Raw genomic sequence first — 15485 nt, forward strand, 5'->3', positions numbered from 1 at the left:
CCGATCTGGTGATTAGATCGGGTAGTGCCGTTTTCCCGATGCCATGGTGATCCATCTCAGCTCGGTGAATTCGTCGATCGCGGCCTTGCCGCCGAAGCGCCCGTAGCCGCTCGATTTGACGCCGCCGAACGGCATCTGCGGCTCGTCGGAAACTGTGGCCTCATTGATGTGGCAGATGCCGGATTCGAGCCGCATGGCAACGGCAAGCGCGGCACTGACGTCGGCGCTGAAGACGGCGGCCGAGAGCCCGTATTCGTTGTCGTTGGCGACCGTCACGGCCTCGTCAACGCTGCCGACCCTGACGATCGCCGCGACAGGCCCGAAGCTCTCCTCACGGTAGATGCGCATGGCCGGCGTCACGTGATCGATGACGGTCGCGTCCATCAGCGTCCCGTGGGCCTGACCGCCGCAGACGAGGACTGCACCCTTCTGCAGCGCGTCGTCGATAAGCGACCTGACGCGGCGCACCGCCTCTGCGTTGATCAGCGTCCCGAGCGGCGTGTTGCCGTCCCCTGGGTGGCCTGCAACGAGGGTCGCGGCTTTCGTCCCGAACTTGCCGACGAAGTGGTCGGCGATCTCGTCCATCAGGATGATCCGCTCCGTCGACATGCAGATCTGGCCCTGGTTCATGAAGGCGCCGAAGGCGGCGGCGCTGACGGCCTCGTCGATATCGGCGTCGGCAAGCACGATGAACGGCGCCTTGCCGCCGAGTTCGAGCAGGCAGCGCTTCAGATGGCGTGCCGAGGCTTCGGCGATGATCCTGCCGACACGCGTGGAGCCGGTGAAGTTGATGCGGCGCACGGCCGGATGGGCGATCAGGGCGGCGACGACTGCGGCGGCATCGCTCGGCGCATTGGAGACGACATTGACGACGCCGCGCGGGAAACCGGCGTCACGCATGATGTCGCCGATCAGGCCATGGGTCTTCGGGCAGAGTTCGGAGGCCTTCAGGACAACGGTGTTGCCGCAGGCAAGCGGCATGGCGACGGCGCGGGTGCCGAGAATGATCGGCGCGTTCCAGGGGGCAATGCCGACGCAGACGCCTGCCGGCTGGCGCACGGCCATAGCGAGGCTGCCGGGAATGCCCGACGGAATGAGTTCGCCTGATATTTGCGTGGTCATCGCCGCCGCCTCGCGAAGAATATCGGCGCCGAGCCCGCAATTGATCGCCGCCCATTGGGCGGTGGCGCCGGTTTCGCCGGTCATGGCGGCAATGAGCTCCGGCGTGCGGGCCTCCAGCAGATCGGCGGCGGCATTCAGAAGCCGGCGCCGTTCGCCGGGGCCGGTCTGTGACCAGTCGGGAAAGGCGGCTGCGGCCGCATTGGCTGCCCGCGTCATGTCGGCGACGGATCCCGCCGAAGCAATCGTTGCGACATCGCCGGTCAGCGGATCCATGCGTTCGAAGGTGGCCCCCTCGAAAGCCTCCATCGCCTCGTTATTGATCATCAGCTTTGCCGAAAACACTGTTTCACCCACCCGCCATGTGCTGGCGCTTGCATTGTTGCCATGGGGAGAAAGACGAGCCGACGCCGCAGCCTCAAGGCCGCCTGACCATCTGTGTGTCTGTCGGAATGCCTCCTCCCAAAGGCTGATGACGGTCAGGTTACGCCGATCATCGGCGGATGGAATGCGATTTATTGGGTTAATATTGTAATTATCCGGCGATTGCTGCAATGATTGGTGGAAGCGGAGGAGAGGCGTTGGCGACGGACGGAGGCATTCATCATTATGCCAGGGGCGAGTGGCACGCGCCGTCGCTTTCGCATCGGCGCATCCGTCTTCAGAAAGGACTCTATGCCGATTTCCACCATTTCCTTCTGCTCGGGGAGGGGCGGGCCGAGCTTCACTTCGACAGCGGCGAGGATCGGCCGTTGCAGGGACCGCTGCTTGCCTTCCTGCCGCCTCAGGCTCGCTGCGACCTGTCGATTTCTGCCGGAACCGCTGCCCATCTCGTTGGAACCTCGCCGCAGATCATGGTCGATGCGATCGGCGACAAGGTGGAATCCTATTCGCTGCGCATCTTCACCGAGCAGCGCAGGCTGGTCGAGGCATTGGATCCCCTGCTGATAGCCGAAATCAGTCCGCTGATTTTGGGTTTCGTGCGGGAACTCAGTGATCCCTTGCGTTCCTCCTGGATGGTCGCGTCCGCCTATATCAGGTTGATCCTGATGGCGCTGTGGCGCGGGGATGGCGAGAGAAGCGAGCCGCGCGGGCAGGGCGAAACCGGATCGATCCTGCAAAGATATCGGCAACTCGTCGAGGCCGGCTTCCGCCAGCACCGGCCCATCAGCGACTACGCCGCGGAATTGGGCGTCACCGCCGACCGGCTTCATTCGATCTGCCAAAGGGCGCTCGGCCGCTCGCCGATCCAGCTTTTGCACGAGCGCGTGGTGCAGGAGGCAAAGCTGAGATTGGAGCGCTCGGCCCGCAATATCCAAGAAATCTCCGACGGCCTCGGCTTTCGCGACCCGACCTATTTCAGCCATTTCTTCAAACGCAAGACCGGCCTTTCCCCCGCCGGCTACCGCGAGATCGCCCGCGCGTCGGCCGGATCGGAAAACAGCATGCTCTCCTCGGGCTATGCCGATTGGCCTTAGGCTCGGGGTTCATTGGTCAAAGTTGGAATTTGCCGGTCTTGGATCGCAAATCACATTGATATGGAAGTTCCAACAGACGTAGGACTGCAATGCGCCAATAGTAACCGTCACAACGGATCGGGTGAACGACCGCTTTGGGGCCGCAAGCTGCCGGTCCGCTATGGAATGAAGAGACGTGGATAGCCGCATTTGGCCTAGGAACCGCCTGCGCGGCAAGGTTGAGCCTGGCAGGCGGGAGTGGAGGCGCTTCGCGTTGCTTTGAGCTGTTGAGCTCTGCCCGCGATGCGTCCGGCGCAGAAGCGGGCAGTCTCCGTCTCATACTTGATCCGTCCCGGATTTACGCTTTGGCGGTGTTCTGTGCAGCCTCGAATACATCGCGTGCGGACATCGTACCCGCTACGTGCTCCGTACCCGCGATTCCGAGGTCCATCCATCCTGCATTCACGGCCTCAAACATTTCTTCGGCAGGTCCGGTGTGGCCCTTCGGGATGCCGAATTGCTCGAACGCTTCCGCCCATCCTGCACGCGGGACTGCAAAGGCTTTCACGTCGAGATTCAGGACTTCACCCAATTGCTCCGCGACTTCATCCGCGGTGACCATCGAACCAAGCTCGACGACGCGCTGCCCTGACCACGCTGGCCCGGTCAAAAGGGTTGCGACTTCCGCGCCGATGTCGTTCGTCGCGACCATGGTCGATTTCCGGTCTGTCGGATTGTAGTAGACCGGTAGCGTTCCGCCCCGGGCGACCTGCAAGCCGTAGAGGAAATTTTCGAAGAAGCCGCCTGCACGCACAAATGCGATTGGGGATGTCAAGTCGCGAAAACCTTGCTCCAGAAGCGACAAGGCCGTGAGCATCCCGAGCCCGCTGGTTCTGTTCGCACCCATCGACGAAAGGGCAACCACTCGCGGCGGCGCTGCCTTGGTGAGCGCCTCAACATAGTTTGCAATCACGCCCTTTGCTTCTTTGTAATCGGGCGAGGGCGCCCAGACAGCCGGCAACATGACGAACACGCCTTCGACGCCTTTGAGCGCTTGCTCGATGGCTGCCGAATCATTCCAATCGCCGTCTACCAGTTCCACGCCCTGGTTCGCCCAGTTAACCGCCTTCTCGCGATTGCGGACGAGCGCGCGCACTTCCTTGCCGTGCGTCAACAGATGTTCCGCCGTTGCGCCGCCCACTTTTCCCGTGATTCCCATTACTAAAAACATGTGTTTTCTCCTGATGATGAGGGACAGAGCACTGCCCCTGTTGGTTCAATGAATGAGCGGTAGAATGGCCCGGATTCGGGGATCGCGCGCGTAGAGGCCGCCCCATGTCATCGCGCCCAGAAGCAGGGAAATGATTTCCGGCGGCGACCCCAACTCACCAATGCGGACATGGGCGCAGATGGCACCTCCCAAAAAGCCCGTCACTAGGATCGCGCCGAGGACGGCAGTGGCCTGGATGGCGTAAAGGATGGCGCAGGCGAGTATGATCGGACCCACGACACGGGTCAGGTCCATCGCGAACCCGGTTTCCTGCAACATGCTCGCGATCTGTGCCGGCGCGAAAAGCTGAATAGTGCCGTCTGCCACCAGAGCGAGAACGACAAACGCGCTCATTATCCGGCCGGCCCACAGGGCACGATGCAAGGTCATAGTTTCAGGCACCTGATGCAGCTTCATAGTTTCGGACACTTGTCATTCTCCGATGAGGGGATCCCATATTCGGAGCTTACTGTGTCGCCTAGGTACGATAAACACCGAGGAAATTAACTAACTGTTCTCTTTGTGGAGAACAATGCCGAGGCACGAAAATGCAGAATCTCGAACCCATCCTCATTTTCATAACGGTAGCAGAAATGGGGAGCTTCACCCGCGCGGCCGATAGCCTGGGCATCCAAAAGGGGAGAGCCTCAACGGCGGTCCGGAAGCTGGAAGAAGATGTCGGTGTCAGGCTCCTGCACCGGACGACGCGCAGCGTGCAGTTGACGGAGGACGGGCGCGCATTTCATGCCCGTGCCCGCGATCTGCTTGCTGAAGTCGATGACCTACACTCGATGTTCGCAGGCGATCACGTGGCACTTCGCGGGCGTTTACGGGTCGATCTTCCGACCGAGGTTGCGCGCAAAACGATCGTGCCGGTCTTGCCGGATTTCATGGCGACTTATCCCGAATTGGAGCTGGAGGTGTCGAGTACGGACCGCCAGGTTGATCTGGTTCAAGAGGGGTTCGACTGTGTATTGCGGCTTGGACCCATAAGGGACGAGACGCTAATTGCCCGCCCACTGGGACTGTTGCGCATGGTCAACGCTGCCAGTCCCGCCTACCTGGCGCGCTATGGCACTCCTCGATCGCTAGAAGATCTCCAGCGTCAGGAACACCGGACAATTCATTTTTCGACGATGCTAGGCGCAAGACCCTATGGATGGGAATATCCGGACGGCGACAGTTACGCGACGATTCAGTTGCCAGGTGCGCTACACGTCAACAGCGCGCAGACCTACGAAGCTGCTGCCCTCGCTGGCCTTGGCTTGATTCAGGCGCCACTCTTGGGGATTGGCCCATACTTAGAGAGTGGAGCGCTTGTGGAGATCATACCCGATTTTCGTCGCCGGGCGCTCGCCGTTTCCCTCGTCGTAGCACATCGGAGCAATCTTTCGCGCCGAGTCCGCGCATTCATGAAATGGATCGAAGATGTGCTGACACCGTATCTGGAATAGGAGACGAACATCTTCATCCGGCCCTCGAAATCAACATTCTGAAGTTGTGTCTGCCGGTCGGCGGCCGGCGGTCCAACAGAATGCGACACTGAAACCGGCGACCTTTTGAAATCTGACAGAGATATCCTCAAACTTTCCGCCTTCTGTCTCCACAACGCCGTGCCAATGCAACAGAACCATTCCGTATCAGGTTCGGAGCTATCCTGTTGCTCGCAACCTTATCCGGGGCCGCCCGTCGATCTCCGTAAGGCAGCAAACGGGCAATGGGAACGAATGGTCGCTTTCGGGGGCGGCTCACTTTGCCTGGGAACGGCGAGGATGAGGGCGCGAAGCTGCCGAAACACTTCTGCAGCTGTCGGCCCACGCCAGACGATTTTTGCTGCCGCCGCCGCGGCGTATGACCTCGGATGCCGGTCTACGGCGTGGAAAGTTCGGGACGCTTGTGCTTCCTGCGCGAACAGGGTAGATACTGAACTAGATGGTTCAGTATCTAGGTCCTCCTCTCGATCTCTCGTTTGCGGCGCTGTCCGACGCGACCCGCCGCGGGATCATCGATCAGCTTGGGCGAGGGGACGCGTCGATCACCAGTCTCGCGGATAAGTTCCAGATGACGCTGACCGGCATGAAGAAGCACGTCCAGGTTCTTGAGCGGGCGGGGCTCGTCGTCACGCAGAAGATCGGACGGGTGAGAACCTGCAAGCTTGGGGAACGCGGCCTCAAGGCGGAGGCCGAGTGGATCGAGGCGCATCGCAAGCTCTTCCAGGCCCGCTTCGAAGCATTGGACGAAATCATCAGCGAAATGAAACAGGAGGGAAGGGATGACTCAGCAAGTTAACAGTGCAGGTGATGCGCAGAACCGCACGTCAGTCGAGCGCAGAGGGGATCGCGAACTCGTCGTAACGCGGACATTCAATGCGCCGCCGAGCACGGTTTACAAGGCGTGGAGCCAGCCCGAGCTGTTCCAGCGCTGGTGGATGCCAAAATCGGTATCCGGCGTGTCGCTCGTGTCGTGCGATATGGACGTCCGTACCGGCGGCAAATATCGGCTGGAATTCGGCGCCGGCGGTTCGGACACCATGGCCTTCTACGGCAAGTATCTCGAGGTGGTGCCGAACGAGCGCATCGTCTGGACCAACGACGAGGGCGAAGAGGGCGCGATCACGACCGTGACCTTCGAGGACCAGGGCGGGAGGACACTACTCAATTTCCACGAAGTCTATCCGTCCAAGCAGGCGCTTGAGGAAGCACTACAGGGCTCGGCGGCCGCATTGCCGGAGCAGTTGGAGCAGCTCGACGAATTGCTTTCCAGCCTGGGCGAGTAGCGAGGGTCGGGAAGCTCGCCTCGTGGGAACGTCTGCTCTTGGGAGGACGTGACTCCACGGCCTTTCTGGCCGGAGCGAAAGCGCGAAGCTGCCAAACACAGATTGCCCAATGAAAGTCCGCAATGGACCGTAGCGGAAACTGCTGACGTTCACTTGACCTCGAAGAGCAGACCAACCTCACGACAGGGCAAAAATTCTGACTTCCCGCCCGATGCCCTGAAGTTCCGCCATCCGGGAGGCGGATTTTATGCCGCTGTCACGCAGGATCTCCGAAACCTGGGCATCCCCGACAATCGCTTCCGTCGTCATGATCACGTTGGGATCGGCAAGGCCCTGAACGCGGGAAGCGATGTTGACGGTCTGGCCGAAATAGTCCTGCCGGTCGTTCAGGTTGACTGCAAGGCATGGTCCTTCATGGATGCCGATCTTCAGCAGGAGATCGTCGCTGCCGTGTTCGGCATTTAGACGAAGCATCGCCTCCCGCATCCGAAGTGCGGCCGCCACTGCGCGGTCCGGGCTCGGAAAGGTCGCCATCACGGCATCGCCTATGGTTTTGACCACCGCTCCGGCCTCCGTGGCGACGATCTCGTGCAAAACCCTGAAATGCGCCCGCACCAGATCGAAAGCGGCAAGATCTCCGACGCGCTCGTAAAGAGCAGTCGAGCCTCTCAGGTCGGTGAAGAGGAAAGTCAGGCTGGTGATTTTGAGGCGCTGGTCGACGTCGAGCGTGTCGGTCCGATAGATGTCGCGGAAACTCTGGTTCGTCAGCAGACGTTTAGCGGTCAGAAAAGCGCGCCTGCTACCCAGCAGATCGTGCAGGTCATCTCCAGCGATGCAAACGTTTGGTACGACTCTGCTATCGGTGTGGTTTTCAAGGGTCAGCCGCAGCAAGCCGGGACGCAGCGTGACCGTTTCGTTCAGCGCATGCCCCCGACTGATGACCATTGAGAGGTTTTGACGTTCGTCGGTGGGCTCACCCTTCACGTCGATGAACTGCGCCGAGTGCGTTACCGCATCGAAGATGATGACGAATTGCGCCGGCAGTTGCAGTGAGACGAAAGCCTTCTCGCCCGGAGCCAACTCGATCATCTCCAACATGATGCGGGCGAACTTCGCTTCCAGATCCTCCGGCAAGTCGACGCCGGAGCTGAAGAAGATTTGGCGGTAGTATTCAAGCGGAGTCAGCCGATCGGGGTCGTGGGCAGCGATCCTGCGAACGCGTGGACTGACTGTGAACGTTACCTCGACCATCTCGTCGAGGGTGGGTTCGTATCCGGCGGCGCAAAGCGCACAATGGTACGTCTCATGGACGACCCCTTTGAGAGTTGCGCCACTGTCAAGAACTCCGCCGCATCCCGGGCAAAGGACATTCCAGGTCATCTCGAACGCCCCTATGCGGGCTGCATGCAGAAGCGCTGCGATCGTTTTCTCTTCATCGAGATGATGCGTCTTGGCGAAGGCGAGCGCATTGATGCGATTGAGATCGCGATCCGAGCCATGCATGACGACGTTTTCTATACACTCGACCGTCTGCGGGTCAGCCGCCTGTCGCAATGTGGCAAAAAGCCCGTCCATTTCACTCATGAGACAAGTCTCCGTGTGCATAACCCACGGCGGACAACGCCAGGGCCGGGATCATAACACGGGAGTTTCCCAATAGAAATCTATGGGCTTAAATGCTGCTTGCTTCACAAGCGGAAGCGGGTTTCAGCCCCCCTTATAGATCCGCTTCAGCGCGGCCAACAGCGCATCCATTTCGTCCGGCGAAAACAGCTCGATGAAGCGCTGTTCATGCATGGCGATCAGCGCGCGTGCCCGCGCGAGCATGGCGCGTCCCGCCTCCGTCAGATGCAGTTCCTGGCGCCGGCGATCTGCCGCGGAAGGACGGCGCTCGATGAAGTCACGGGCCGCCAACCGATTGACGAGGGCCATCATGGTCGCGCGATCGGTGCCGAGCGTATTGGCAAGGTCGATCTGCGATACGCCGGGATTGCCCGCGACAAGTTCCATCACTGCGAGCTGCTTCTGCGTCAGCCGAAGCTCCTCCATGGTTTCAGCGAAGTCGCGATAGATCGCGACATGCGCCATGCGCAGATGAAAGCCCAGGAGATCGCCGAGCCGACCGACGTCGAGCGGCGGCGTAAAGGAGGCCTCCTCGGCTTCGACATCCTCCGGCGGGGGTTTTGTGCGCATCGTCCGCTCTCGTTTCGTTCGGGGATCATAACCATCAAAATCAGCGGGTTAGTCAATATCCCTGTTGGCGGCAGCAGGGATATTTTCCCGCGATCCTCCGAAGGCTCGGATTTGCCGAAAAACAGCCTCTTGCATCTCGTCGGAAAAAGATATTAGTATGTGTTGCATACAAATTTGATGCCTGCGGCGGAGGAGCGGCGGGCATGGGAGGAGAAAATGGTGCATTCCTTTTCCGGGATGGCTTCTTCGGCGGATTGCGGACTGGTGAAGGATGATCCGATCCTCTACCGCGCCCGCGTCGCGCCGGATCGTCGGGCTCTGTTCGAGATCGCCACCGGCCGGCAGCTGACCTATGCCGAACTCGATGTGCGGATTGCCCGCTGCGCCGGTTTCCTCCGCGATATGCTGGGAGAGCGGCGGGACGGGGCGCGTGTCGCCATGCTGGCGCGCAATTCGATGGATTCGCTCGTGCTTGCCTTTGCCTGCCAGCGCGCCGGCGCCATCTACGTGCCGCTTAACTGGCGCCTCAATGCCGCCGAGCTTCGGCCGATCCTTGCCGATTGCACGCCAGCTCTCCTGGTCCACGACGAAGAGTTTTCGGCAGCCGTGACAAGCCTTGCGGACGTTGATCCCCAGATGACGGTGATCGCGACGGCCGATGGCCCGGGCGGGTTTGCCGCGCGGATCGAGGCGAGCCTCCCGGGGGAGCCCGTGCCCGTCGATGCGGATCAGCCTTGCGTCCTGCTCTATACGTCGGGCACGACGGGCCAGCCGAAGGGCGTCGTCATCACCCGCAGCAACGCCTTCTTTGCTGCCGTCAATTTTTCCTTCGTCGGCGAGATAGGGCCGGGATCGGTCGCTTTGTGCGACCTGCCGTTCTTCCACACGATCGGCCTGATCGCCGTGGCGCGCACAACATTGATGCTGGGCGGCACGCTTGTCGTCTCCGACCGGTTCACGCCGGCGCGCACACTCGCAGTCCTTGCCGATCGGCAACGCGCCATCAGCCATTATTTCGCCGTGCCGCAGATCGCGCTCGCCCTGCGCGGCGACCCCGCTTATAGCGCCGCGGCTCTTTCCGGCCTGCACGCGCTCTTCGTCGGCGGCGCGCCGCTGACCCAGCCGTTGATCGAAAGCTATCTCGGCGATGGCGTGGCACTGGTCAACGGTTACGGCATGAGCGAGGCGGGAACGGTGCTGCATGTGCCGATCGACCGGCGTGCCGTCCAGGATAATCCCGGCAGTGTCGGTCTTCCCGCACCGCTTCTCGACATCCGTATCGTCGGCGAAGAGGGCAGCGACGTCGGGGAAGGCGAGATCGGCGAATTATGGCTGCGCGGGCCGGCGGTGACGCCGGGCTATTGGAACAAGCCTGAAGAGACCGCTGTCGCCTTCACCGACGGCTGGTACCGCACCGGCGATCTCGGCCGCCGCGAAGCCAACGGCTTCTATCAGATCGTCGACCGGCTGAAGGACATGTATATCAGCGGTGGCGAGAATGTTTATCCCGCCGAGGTCGAAGCAGCGCTCGCAAGCCATCCCGATATCCTCGACGTCGCGGTCGTCGGTATTCCCGATATCAGGTGGGGCGAATGCGGCGTCGCGTATGTCGTGCAGCGGCCGGGTGCCGCGGCAACGGGCGAGGAGATTGCCGGCCATTGCGCGGCAAGGCTCTCCGCCTTCAAGCGCCCGGCCCGCATCCTCTTCATCGAGAGTATTCCCCGCACCGCCTCCGGCAAGGTGCAGAAACATGTTCTACGCCGGTTGCATTCCGACGAAACCCTTCAACGACAGGCCTGATGAAGCGGCCCCGGCATTCAATGCCGAAACCAATGGAGTAGACCCATGACTGAAAATCAATCGCCGGTTCTGGTCGAATTCGATAACGGCATCGCTTTCGTGACCCTGAACCGCCCTGAAAAGCGCAATGCGATGAATCCGGCTTTGAACGCCCGGATGATGGAAGTGCTCGATGAACTCGAGGGCGACGAGCGCTGCGGCGTTCTCGTCCTGCGCGGCGCCGGCGAGTCCTGGTCCGCCGGCATGGATCTGAAGGAATATTTCCGCGACAATGACGACAAGCCGCGCGATGCCACGCTGAAGGCGCGGCGCCAATCCGGCGGCTGGTGGGGCCGGCTGATGTATTTCGAAAAGCCGACGATCGCCATGGTCAATGGCTGGTGCTTCGGCGGCGCCTTCACGCCGCTGGTTTCCTGCGATCTCGCCATCGCCGCCGAGGAAGCGAATTTCGGCCTTTCCGAGATCAATTGGGGCATCCTGCCGGGCGGCAACGTTACCCGCGCGGTCGCCGAGGTGATGCGCCATCGCGACGCGCTCTACTACATCATGACCGGCGAATTGTTCGGCGGGCGCAAGGCCGCCGAAATGGGTCTGGTCAATGAGGCCGTGCCGCTGGCCGAGCTTGAAACTCGGGTCCGCAAGATCTGCGCCAGCCTGCTCGAAAAGAACCCGGTGACGCTGAAGGCCGCCAAGGATACCTATAAGCGCGTGCGCAACCTGCCCTGGGATCTGGCCGACGATTACATCTACGCCAAGCTGGAGCAGATGCTGTTTCTCGACAAGACCAAGGGGCGCGACGAGGGGCTGAAGCAGTTCCTCGACGACAAGACCTATCAGCCGGGGCTCGGTGCCTACAAGCGCGGCCGCTGAGGGTTCGCGGGCAAATCATCAGGAGGAGGAAACCATGAAGATTCATGCCGCGGTGGCGCGTGCGCCGCATATGCCGTTTTCGCTGGAAAGCCTCGATCTGGAGGAGCCGCGCGAGGGGGAGATCCTGGTTCGCGTCGTCGCGACCGGGGTTTGCCACACCGATATCGTCATGCGCGACCAGCATCTGCCGGTGCCGCAGCCGGTGGTGCTCGGCCATGAAGGTGCTGGAATCGTCGAGCGTGTCGGGCCGGGCGTTGCCAAGGTAGCGCCAGGCGATCACGTGGTCATGACCTTCAATTCCTGCGGTCATTGCCCGAGCTGCAACGATCACGAGGAGACCTATTGCCACGAATTCTTCCCGCGCAATTTCTTCGGTTCGCGCGCCGATGGTTCGAGCGGGCTCTCCTATAGAGGGGAGCGGGTGAACGGCAATATTTTCGGGCAATCCTCCTTTGCCAGCCACGCGCTCTGTCATGAGCGCAATATCGTGAAAGTGCCAAGCGATGCCGATCTGGCGCTGCTCGGGCCGCTTGCCTGCGGCATCCAGACCGGCGCCGGCGCGGTCATGAATGCGCTCAAGGTCGAACCGGGAAAAGTGCTTGCGGTTTTCGGCATGGGGTCCGTGGGCCTCGCCGCCGTCATGGCGGCGCGGATCGTCGGCGCTTCGCGCATCATCGCCGTCGACGTCAACGAGGCGCGGCTGGCGCTTGCCGCTGAACTCGGCGCGACCGATATCGTCAACGGCAAAGCGAGCGACGCCGTCGCCGCGATCATGGCGCTGACGGGCGCGGGCGTCGATTATGCGATCGATGCCTCCGGCGTGCCCGCCGTCATCGACCAGTGCGTGCGGGTGCTGGCGCCGCGCGGCACCTGCGGCATTGTCGGCGCTTCGCCCCATGGCGCGACGCTGACGCTCGATCTCACTCATATTCTCTCCGGTGGACGCCGGGTGCGCGGCATCGTCGAGGGTGATTCCAATCCCGACGTGCTGATCCCGCTGCTGATTGACCTTCACCGACAGGGCCGCTTCCCCTTCGACAGGCTCGTCACCTTCTATGATTTCGCCGACATCAACCGGGCGGTGGAGGATGCCGAAAAGGGCATCGTGCTGAAACCGGTCGTGCGCCAGCCGGCCGTCTGACACCGTTCAAGGGAGGAAAGAATGAACACCGTCGCCCCAATCGCTACCGATACCAGTCCCGATGCCATGAAGGCGCTGCTCGAACGGCAAAGGGCGTCCTTCCTGAGGGAAGGGCCACCAAGCATCCAAACCCGTGCCGATCGCATCGATCGCGTCATCGCTCTTCTCGTCGACTACAAGGATGCGATCGCCGCGGCGCTGTCGCAGGATTTCGGCAGCCGCAGCGTCGAGGCGAGCCTGCTTCTCGATGTCTTCACCTGCGTCGGTTCGCTCAAATATGCCAAGGGCCATCTCGCCGAATGGCTGAAGCCCGAGCAGCACGAGGCATTATTCCCGGACGCGGTGGCCGAAGTGGTCTATCAGCCGAAGGGGGTGGTCGGGATACTCAGCCCCTGGAATTTCCCGTATCAGCTGGCCCTTGCGCCGCTTGCCGGCATTCTCGCCGCCGGCAACCGCGCCATGATCAAACCGTCAGAGGTGACGCCGGCTTCCTCCTCCTTGATGGCGCAACTCATTGCCGGCGCCTTCGACGAAACGGAAATCGCCGTCGTGCAGGGCGGACCGGCCACGGGCACGGCCTTTACATCACTTGCCTTCGACCATCTGATCTTCACCGGCGGCACCGCGATCGCCCACCACGTCATGCGCGCGGCGGCGGAAAACCTGACGCCGCTGACACTTGAGCTCGGCGGCAAGTCCCCCGTCGTCATCGGCCGCTCGGCCGACCTCGCGGACGCGTCGCGTCGCGTCATGACCGTCAAGACGCTGAACGCCGGCCAGATCTGCCTGGCACCGGACCATGTTTATGTGCCCGAGGAAAGTGTGACGGCCTTCGCCGAACATGCGGCCGCAGCGGTCGGCGCGATGTATCCGGGGCTGAAGGAAAATCCTGATTACACCTCGATCGTCAATGCCCGCCATCATGCCCGCGTCCAGAGCCTGGTCGCCGACGCCAGGGCCAAGGGTGCCCGCGTCGTCGAGATCAACCCGGCGGCGGAGAATTTCTCCCAGCAATCGGCCCATCGCATACCGCCGACCCTGATCCTCGATCCCACCGAAGACATGCGCGTGCTGCAGGAGGAAATCTTCGGGCCGGTGCTGCCGGTTATTGCCTATCGCGATATCGCCGACGTCATTGATCGGATCAATGCCAAGCCGCGCCCGCTCGCTCTCTATTACTTCAGCCAGGATGGTGACGAGGAGCGCCGGGTTCTCGACAATACGACCTCCGGCGGGGTGACGGTCAACGATTGCATGAGCCATGTCACGGCGGAAGGCTTACCCTTCGGCGGCGTCGGCCATTCGGGCATGGGCGCTTATCACGGCAAATTCGGCTTCCTCGCCTTCTCGCATCCGCGCGCCGTCTACCACCAGAGCAAGATGGTGGAAGCGGAATATATGATGCGCCCGCCCTTCGGCGAGGCAATGCGCGGCTTCCTGGCCGCGGCGATCTGCAAGTAACGACAGAACAGGGATTGATGGCACCGCATATTTGCGAGGCCATCGATCCCTGTTCATTCGACGTACCGTCAAGCGTCCCTTATCCGAAGGCGTGGCGGCTTAATCGAGCCGCAGCGTCTTGCCCGATCCAGCATCAAATAGATGGAGCTTTTCCGTACGGGGAGCCACCGTCACGACTTGCCCGGGCTCGAACTCATGGCGTTCCGAAAACACCGCGACAAGTTCGCCCGGCCCGTAGCGCAGGAACACCATCGTTTCATGGCCGGTGGGTTCGGTGACGCTGACCGTTGCCTTCAAGCCGCGTTCGGCGAGCGACAGATGTTCGGGGCGAACGCCGAGGAGCACGGACTGCCCGTCTGTTGCTTCGGGTGTGAAACCAAGACTGATCTCGTCGCCGGTCTCGGTGACGAAGATAGCGCCATCGGCCTTGTACCGGCCTTTCAGGAGGTTCATCGACGGCGAGCCGATGAAGGTTGCCACGAACGTGTTGTTGGGACGGTCGTAGAGTTTCAGCGGCGTGCCGATCTGTTCGACCTTGCCTCCCTGCATCACCACGATCTTGTCGGCCATGGTCATCGCTTCGACCTGGTCATGCGTGACGTAGATGGTCGTGGTTTTCAGCCGCTGGTGCAGTTCCTTGATCTCCTTGCGCATCTGAACGCGCAGCTTGGCATCGAGGTTCGACAAAGGTTCGTCGAACAGAAATACCTGCGGAGATCTGACGATGGCCCGCCCCATCGCCACACGCTGCCGCTGGCCACCCGAAAGCTGGCGCGGATAACGGTCGAGGTAAGGCACGAGATCGAGTGTTTCGGCCGCCGCCTGCAGGCGCTGTTTGATAACGTCGGCTGGCTGCTTCTGTAGGCGAAGCGCAAAAACCATGTTTTCGGCAACGGTCTTGTGCGGATAGAGCGCATAGCTCTGGAAGACCATTGCGATATCGCGGTCCTTCGGGGGGAGATTGTTGACGACGTTTCTGCCGATTGAAATCGTGCCGTCGGTGATGCTTTCGAGCCCTGCCACCATGCGCAACAGAGTTGACTTGCCACAACCGGAAGGGCCGACAAGCACCACAAACTCGCCGTCGCGGATTTCTATATCGACGCCATGCAGGACATTTAACGCGCCGTAGGCCTTGCGTGCCCCCGAAATATTGACCTCAGCCATGTGCCTCCCACTCGCTTTCTGCCGGCCCCCGGGCGCTCCCCAAGGGCCGTACATCTCACGACAGGTGCTTCCTGCAAGAGGGCCGATGAGCCGCCTTTTGCCGATTTGAAACTACCTGTCCGGCCTCCTCCATGAAACGTTTCATTTCCTGTTGACTTTTTCCACCTGCCGTCTAATTCTCGAAATCGAGACCGGGAGGAGCGGTTTCAGGCAAGATATGAAACGTTTCAT

General features: G+C 61.4%; 14 protein-coding genes. 8 read left to right on the forward strand and 6 right to left on the reverse strand.

Features of this window, described 5'->3' with window-relative positions:
* Window positions 1-12: 12 nt before the first annotated feature.
* Window positions 13-1446 (reverse strand): aldehyde dehydrogenase, encoded by a 1434-nt coding sequence (locus HJB83_RS28780; RefSeq protein WP_246762832.1) that lies wholly within the window; start codon window positions 1444-1446, stop codon window positions 13-15.
* A gap of 254 nt (window positions 1447-1700) precedes the next feature.
* Between HJB83_RS28780 and HJB83_RS28785 the strand changes: the two genes are divergently transcribed.
* A complete protein-coding gene (locus tag HJB83_RS28785; RefSeq protein WP_221117215.1) occupies window positions 1701-2597 on the forward strand; it encodes an AraC family transcriptional regulator in 897 nt (298 codons plus the stop codon).
* A 337-nt stretch (window positions 2598-2934) separates the two neighbouring features.
* Here HJB83_RS28785 and HJB83_RS28790 read toward each other — a convergent pair whose 3' ends face one another.
* Together HJB83_RS28790 and HJB83_RS28795 are read right to left on the reverse strand one after the other, a co-directional pair.
* Window positions 2935-3807, reverse strand: a complete 873-nt coding sequence (locus HJB83_RS28790) for an NmrA family NAD(P)-binding protein (RefSeq protein WP_221117216.1) — start codon at window positions 3805-3807, stop codon at window positions 2935-2937.
* Window positions 3808-3852: 45 nt separating this feature from the next.
* Window positions 3853-4275 (reverse strand): DoxX family protein, encoded by a 423-nt coding sequence (locus tag HJB83_RS28795; protein ID WP_207584581.1) that lies wholly within the window; start codon window positions 4273-4275, stop codon window positions 3853-3855.
* A gap of 119 nt (window positions 4276-4394) precedes the next feature.
* Between HJB83_RS28795 and HJB83_RS28800 the strand changes: the two genes are divergently transcribed.
* From HJB83_RS28800 to HJB83_RS28810, 3 genes are all read left to right on the forward strand, one after another.
* Window positions 4395-5300: a LysR family transcriptional regulator gene (locus HJB83_RS28800; protein WP_207584582.1), complete on the forward strand. Its 906-nt coding sequence runs from the start codon at window positions 4395-4397 to the stop codon at window positions 5298-5300.
* A 478-nt stretch (window positions 5301-5778) separates the two neighbouring features.
* Window positions 5779-6135, forward strand: coding sequence for a helix-turn-helix transcriptional regulator (locus tag HJB83_RS28805; RefSeq protein WP_221117217.1), 357 nt, complete (start codon window positions 5779-5781; stop codon window positions 6133-6135).
* Window positions 6119-6622, forward strand: coding sequence for an SRPBCC family protein (locus HJB83_RS28810; protein ID WP_207584584.1), 504 nt, complete (start codon window positions 6119-6121; stop codon window positions 6620-6622). The genes HJB83_RS28805 and HJB83_RS28810 overlap by 17 nt, the downstream gene beginning before the upstream one ends.
* A gap of 177 nt (window positions 6623-6799) precedes the next feature.
* On the opposite strand, the gene HJB83_RS28815 is transcribed toward HJB83_RS28810, so the two are convergent.
* Together HJB83_RS28815 and HJB83_RS28820 are read right to left on the reverse strand one after the other, a co-directional pair.
* Window positions 6800-8206 carry an adenylate/guanylate cyclase domain-containing protein gene (locus tag HJB83_RS28815; protein WP_221117218.1) on the reverse strand — a complete coding sequence of 469 codons (1407 nt, stop codon included), beginning with the start codon at window positions 8204-8206 and terminating at the stop codon, window positions 6800-6802.
* Window positions 8207-8329: 123 nt separating this feature from the next.
* Window positions 8330-8815, reverse strand: a complete 486-nt coding sequence (locus HJB83_RS28820; RefSeq protein WP_221117219.1) for a MarR family winged helix-turn-helix transcriptional regulator — start codon at window positions 8813-8815, stop codon at window positions 8330-8332.
* A 216-nt stretch (window positions 8816-9031) separates the two neighbouring features.
* On the opposite strand from HJB83_RS28820, the gene HJB83_RS28825 reads away from it, so the two are divergent.
* From HJB83_RS28825 to HJB83_RS28840, 4 genes are read left to right on the forward strand one after another with little or no spacing between them, the layout of a single operon-like run.
* Complete coding sequence (locus tag HJB83_RS28825; RefSeq protein WP_221117220.1) at window positions 9032-10615, forward strand: AMP-binding protein; 1584 nt, start codon at window positions 9032-9034, stop codon at window positions 10613-10615.
* A 45-nt stretch (window positions 10616-10660) separates the two neighbouring features.
* Complete coding sequence (locus tag HJB83_RS28830) at window positions 10661-11485, forward strand: p-hydroxycinnamoyl CoA hydratase/lyase (RefSeq protein WP_207584588.1); 825 nt, start codon at window positions 10661-10663, stop codon at window positions 11483-11485.
* Between the two features lie 34 nt (window positions 11486-11519).
* Complete coding sequence (locus HJB83_RS28835; RefSeq protein ID WP_221133071.1) at window positions 11520-12626, forward strand: NAD(P)-dependent alcohol dehydrogenase; 1107 nt, start codon at window positions 11520-11522, stop codon at window positions 12624-12626.
* Window positions 12627-12647: 21 nt separating this feature from the next.
* A complete protein-coding gene (locus HJB83_RS28840; RefSeq protein ID WP_207584590.1) occupies window positions 12648-14087 on the forward strand; it encodes a coniferyl aldehyde dehydrogenase in 1440 nt (479 codons plus the stop codon).
* Between the two features lie 99 nt (window positions 14088-14186).
* Here the strand turns inward: HJB83_RS28840 and HJB83_RS28845 are convergent, their stop codons facing one another.
* The gene (locus HJB83_RS28845) at window positions 14187-15254 is read right to left on the reverse strand and encodes an ABC transporter ATP-binding protein (protein WP_207584591.1); all 1068 of its coding nucleotides are present in this window, start codon (window positions 15252-15254) and stop codon (window positions 14187-14189) included.
* Window positions 15255-15485: the final 231 nt, after the last annotated feature.

The sequence above is a fragment of the Rhizobium sp. NZLR11 genome (assembly GCF_019685115.1).
In the GTDB taxonomy this organism is placed as follows: domain Bacteria; phylum Pseudomonadota; class Alphaproteobacteria; order Rhizobiales; family Rhizobiaceae; genus Rhizobium.

Coding starts and splice junctions, on each gene's coding strand:
- HJB83_RS28815 (WP_221117218.1), bottom strand. CDS start 8,206: ATGAGTGAAATGGACGGGCTTTTTGCCACATTGCGACAGGCGGCTGAC.
- HJB83_RS28805 (WP_221117217.1), top strand. CDS start 5,779: ATGGTTCAGTATCTAGGTCCTCCTCTCGATCTCTCGTTTGCGGCGCTG.
- HJB83_RS28845 (WP_207584591.1), bottom strand. CDS start 15,254: ATGGCTGAGGTCAATATTTCGGGGGCACGCAAGGCCTACGGCGCGTTA.
- HJB83_RS28800 (WP_207584582.1), top strand. CDS start 4,395: ATGCAGAATCTCGAACCCATCCTCATTTTCATAACGGTAGCAGAAATG.
- HJB83_RS28840 (WP_207584590.1), top strand. CDS start 12,648: ATGAACACCGTCGCCCCAATCGCTACCGATACCAGTCCCGATGCCATG.
- HJB83_RS28810 (WP_207584584.1), top strand. CDS start 6,119: ATGACTCAGCAAGTTAACAGTGCAGGTGATGCGCAGAACCGCACGTCA.
- HJB83_RS28830 (WP_207584588.1), top strand. CDS start 10,661: ATGACTGAAAATCAATCGCCGGTTCTGGTCGAATTCGATAACGGCATC.
- HJB83_RS28790 (WP_221117216.1), bottom strand. CDS start 3,807: ATGTTTTTAGTAATGGGAATCACGGGAAAAGTGGGCGGCGCAACGGCG.
- HJB83_RS28820 (WP_221117219.1), bottom strand. CDS start 8,815: ATGCGCACAAAACCCCCGCCGGAGGATGTCGAAGCCGAGGAGGCCTCC.
- HJB83_RS28825 (WP_221117220.1), top strand. CDS start 9,032: ATGGTGCATTCCTTTTCCGGGATGGCTTCTTCGGCGGATTGCGGACTG.
- HJB83_RS28780 (WP_246762832.1), bottom strand. CDS start 1,446: ATGATCAATAACGAGGCGATGGAGGCTTTCGAGGGGGCCACCTTCGAA.
- HJB83_RS28835 (WP_221133071.1), top strand. CDS start 11,520: ATGAAGATTCATGCCGCGGTGGCGCGTGCGCCGCATATGCCGTTTTCG.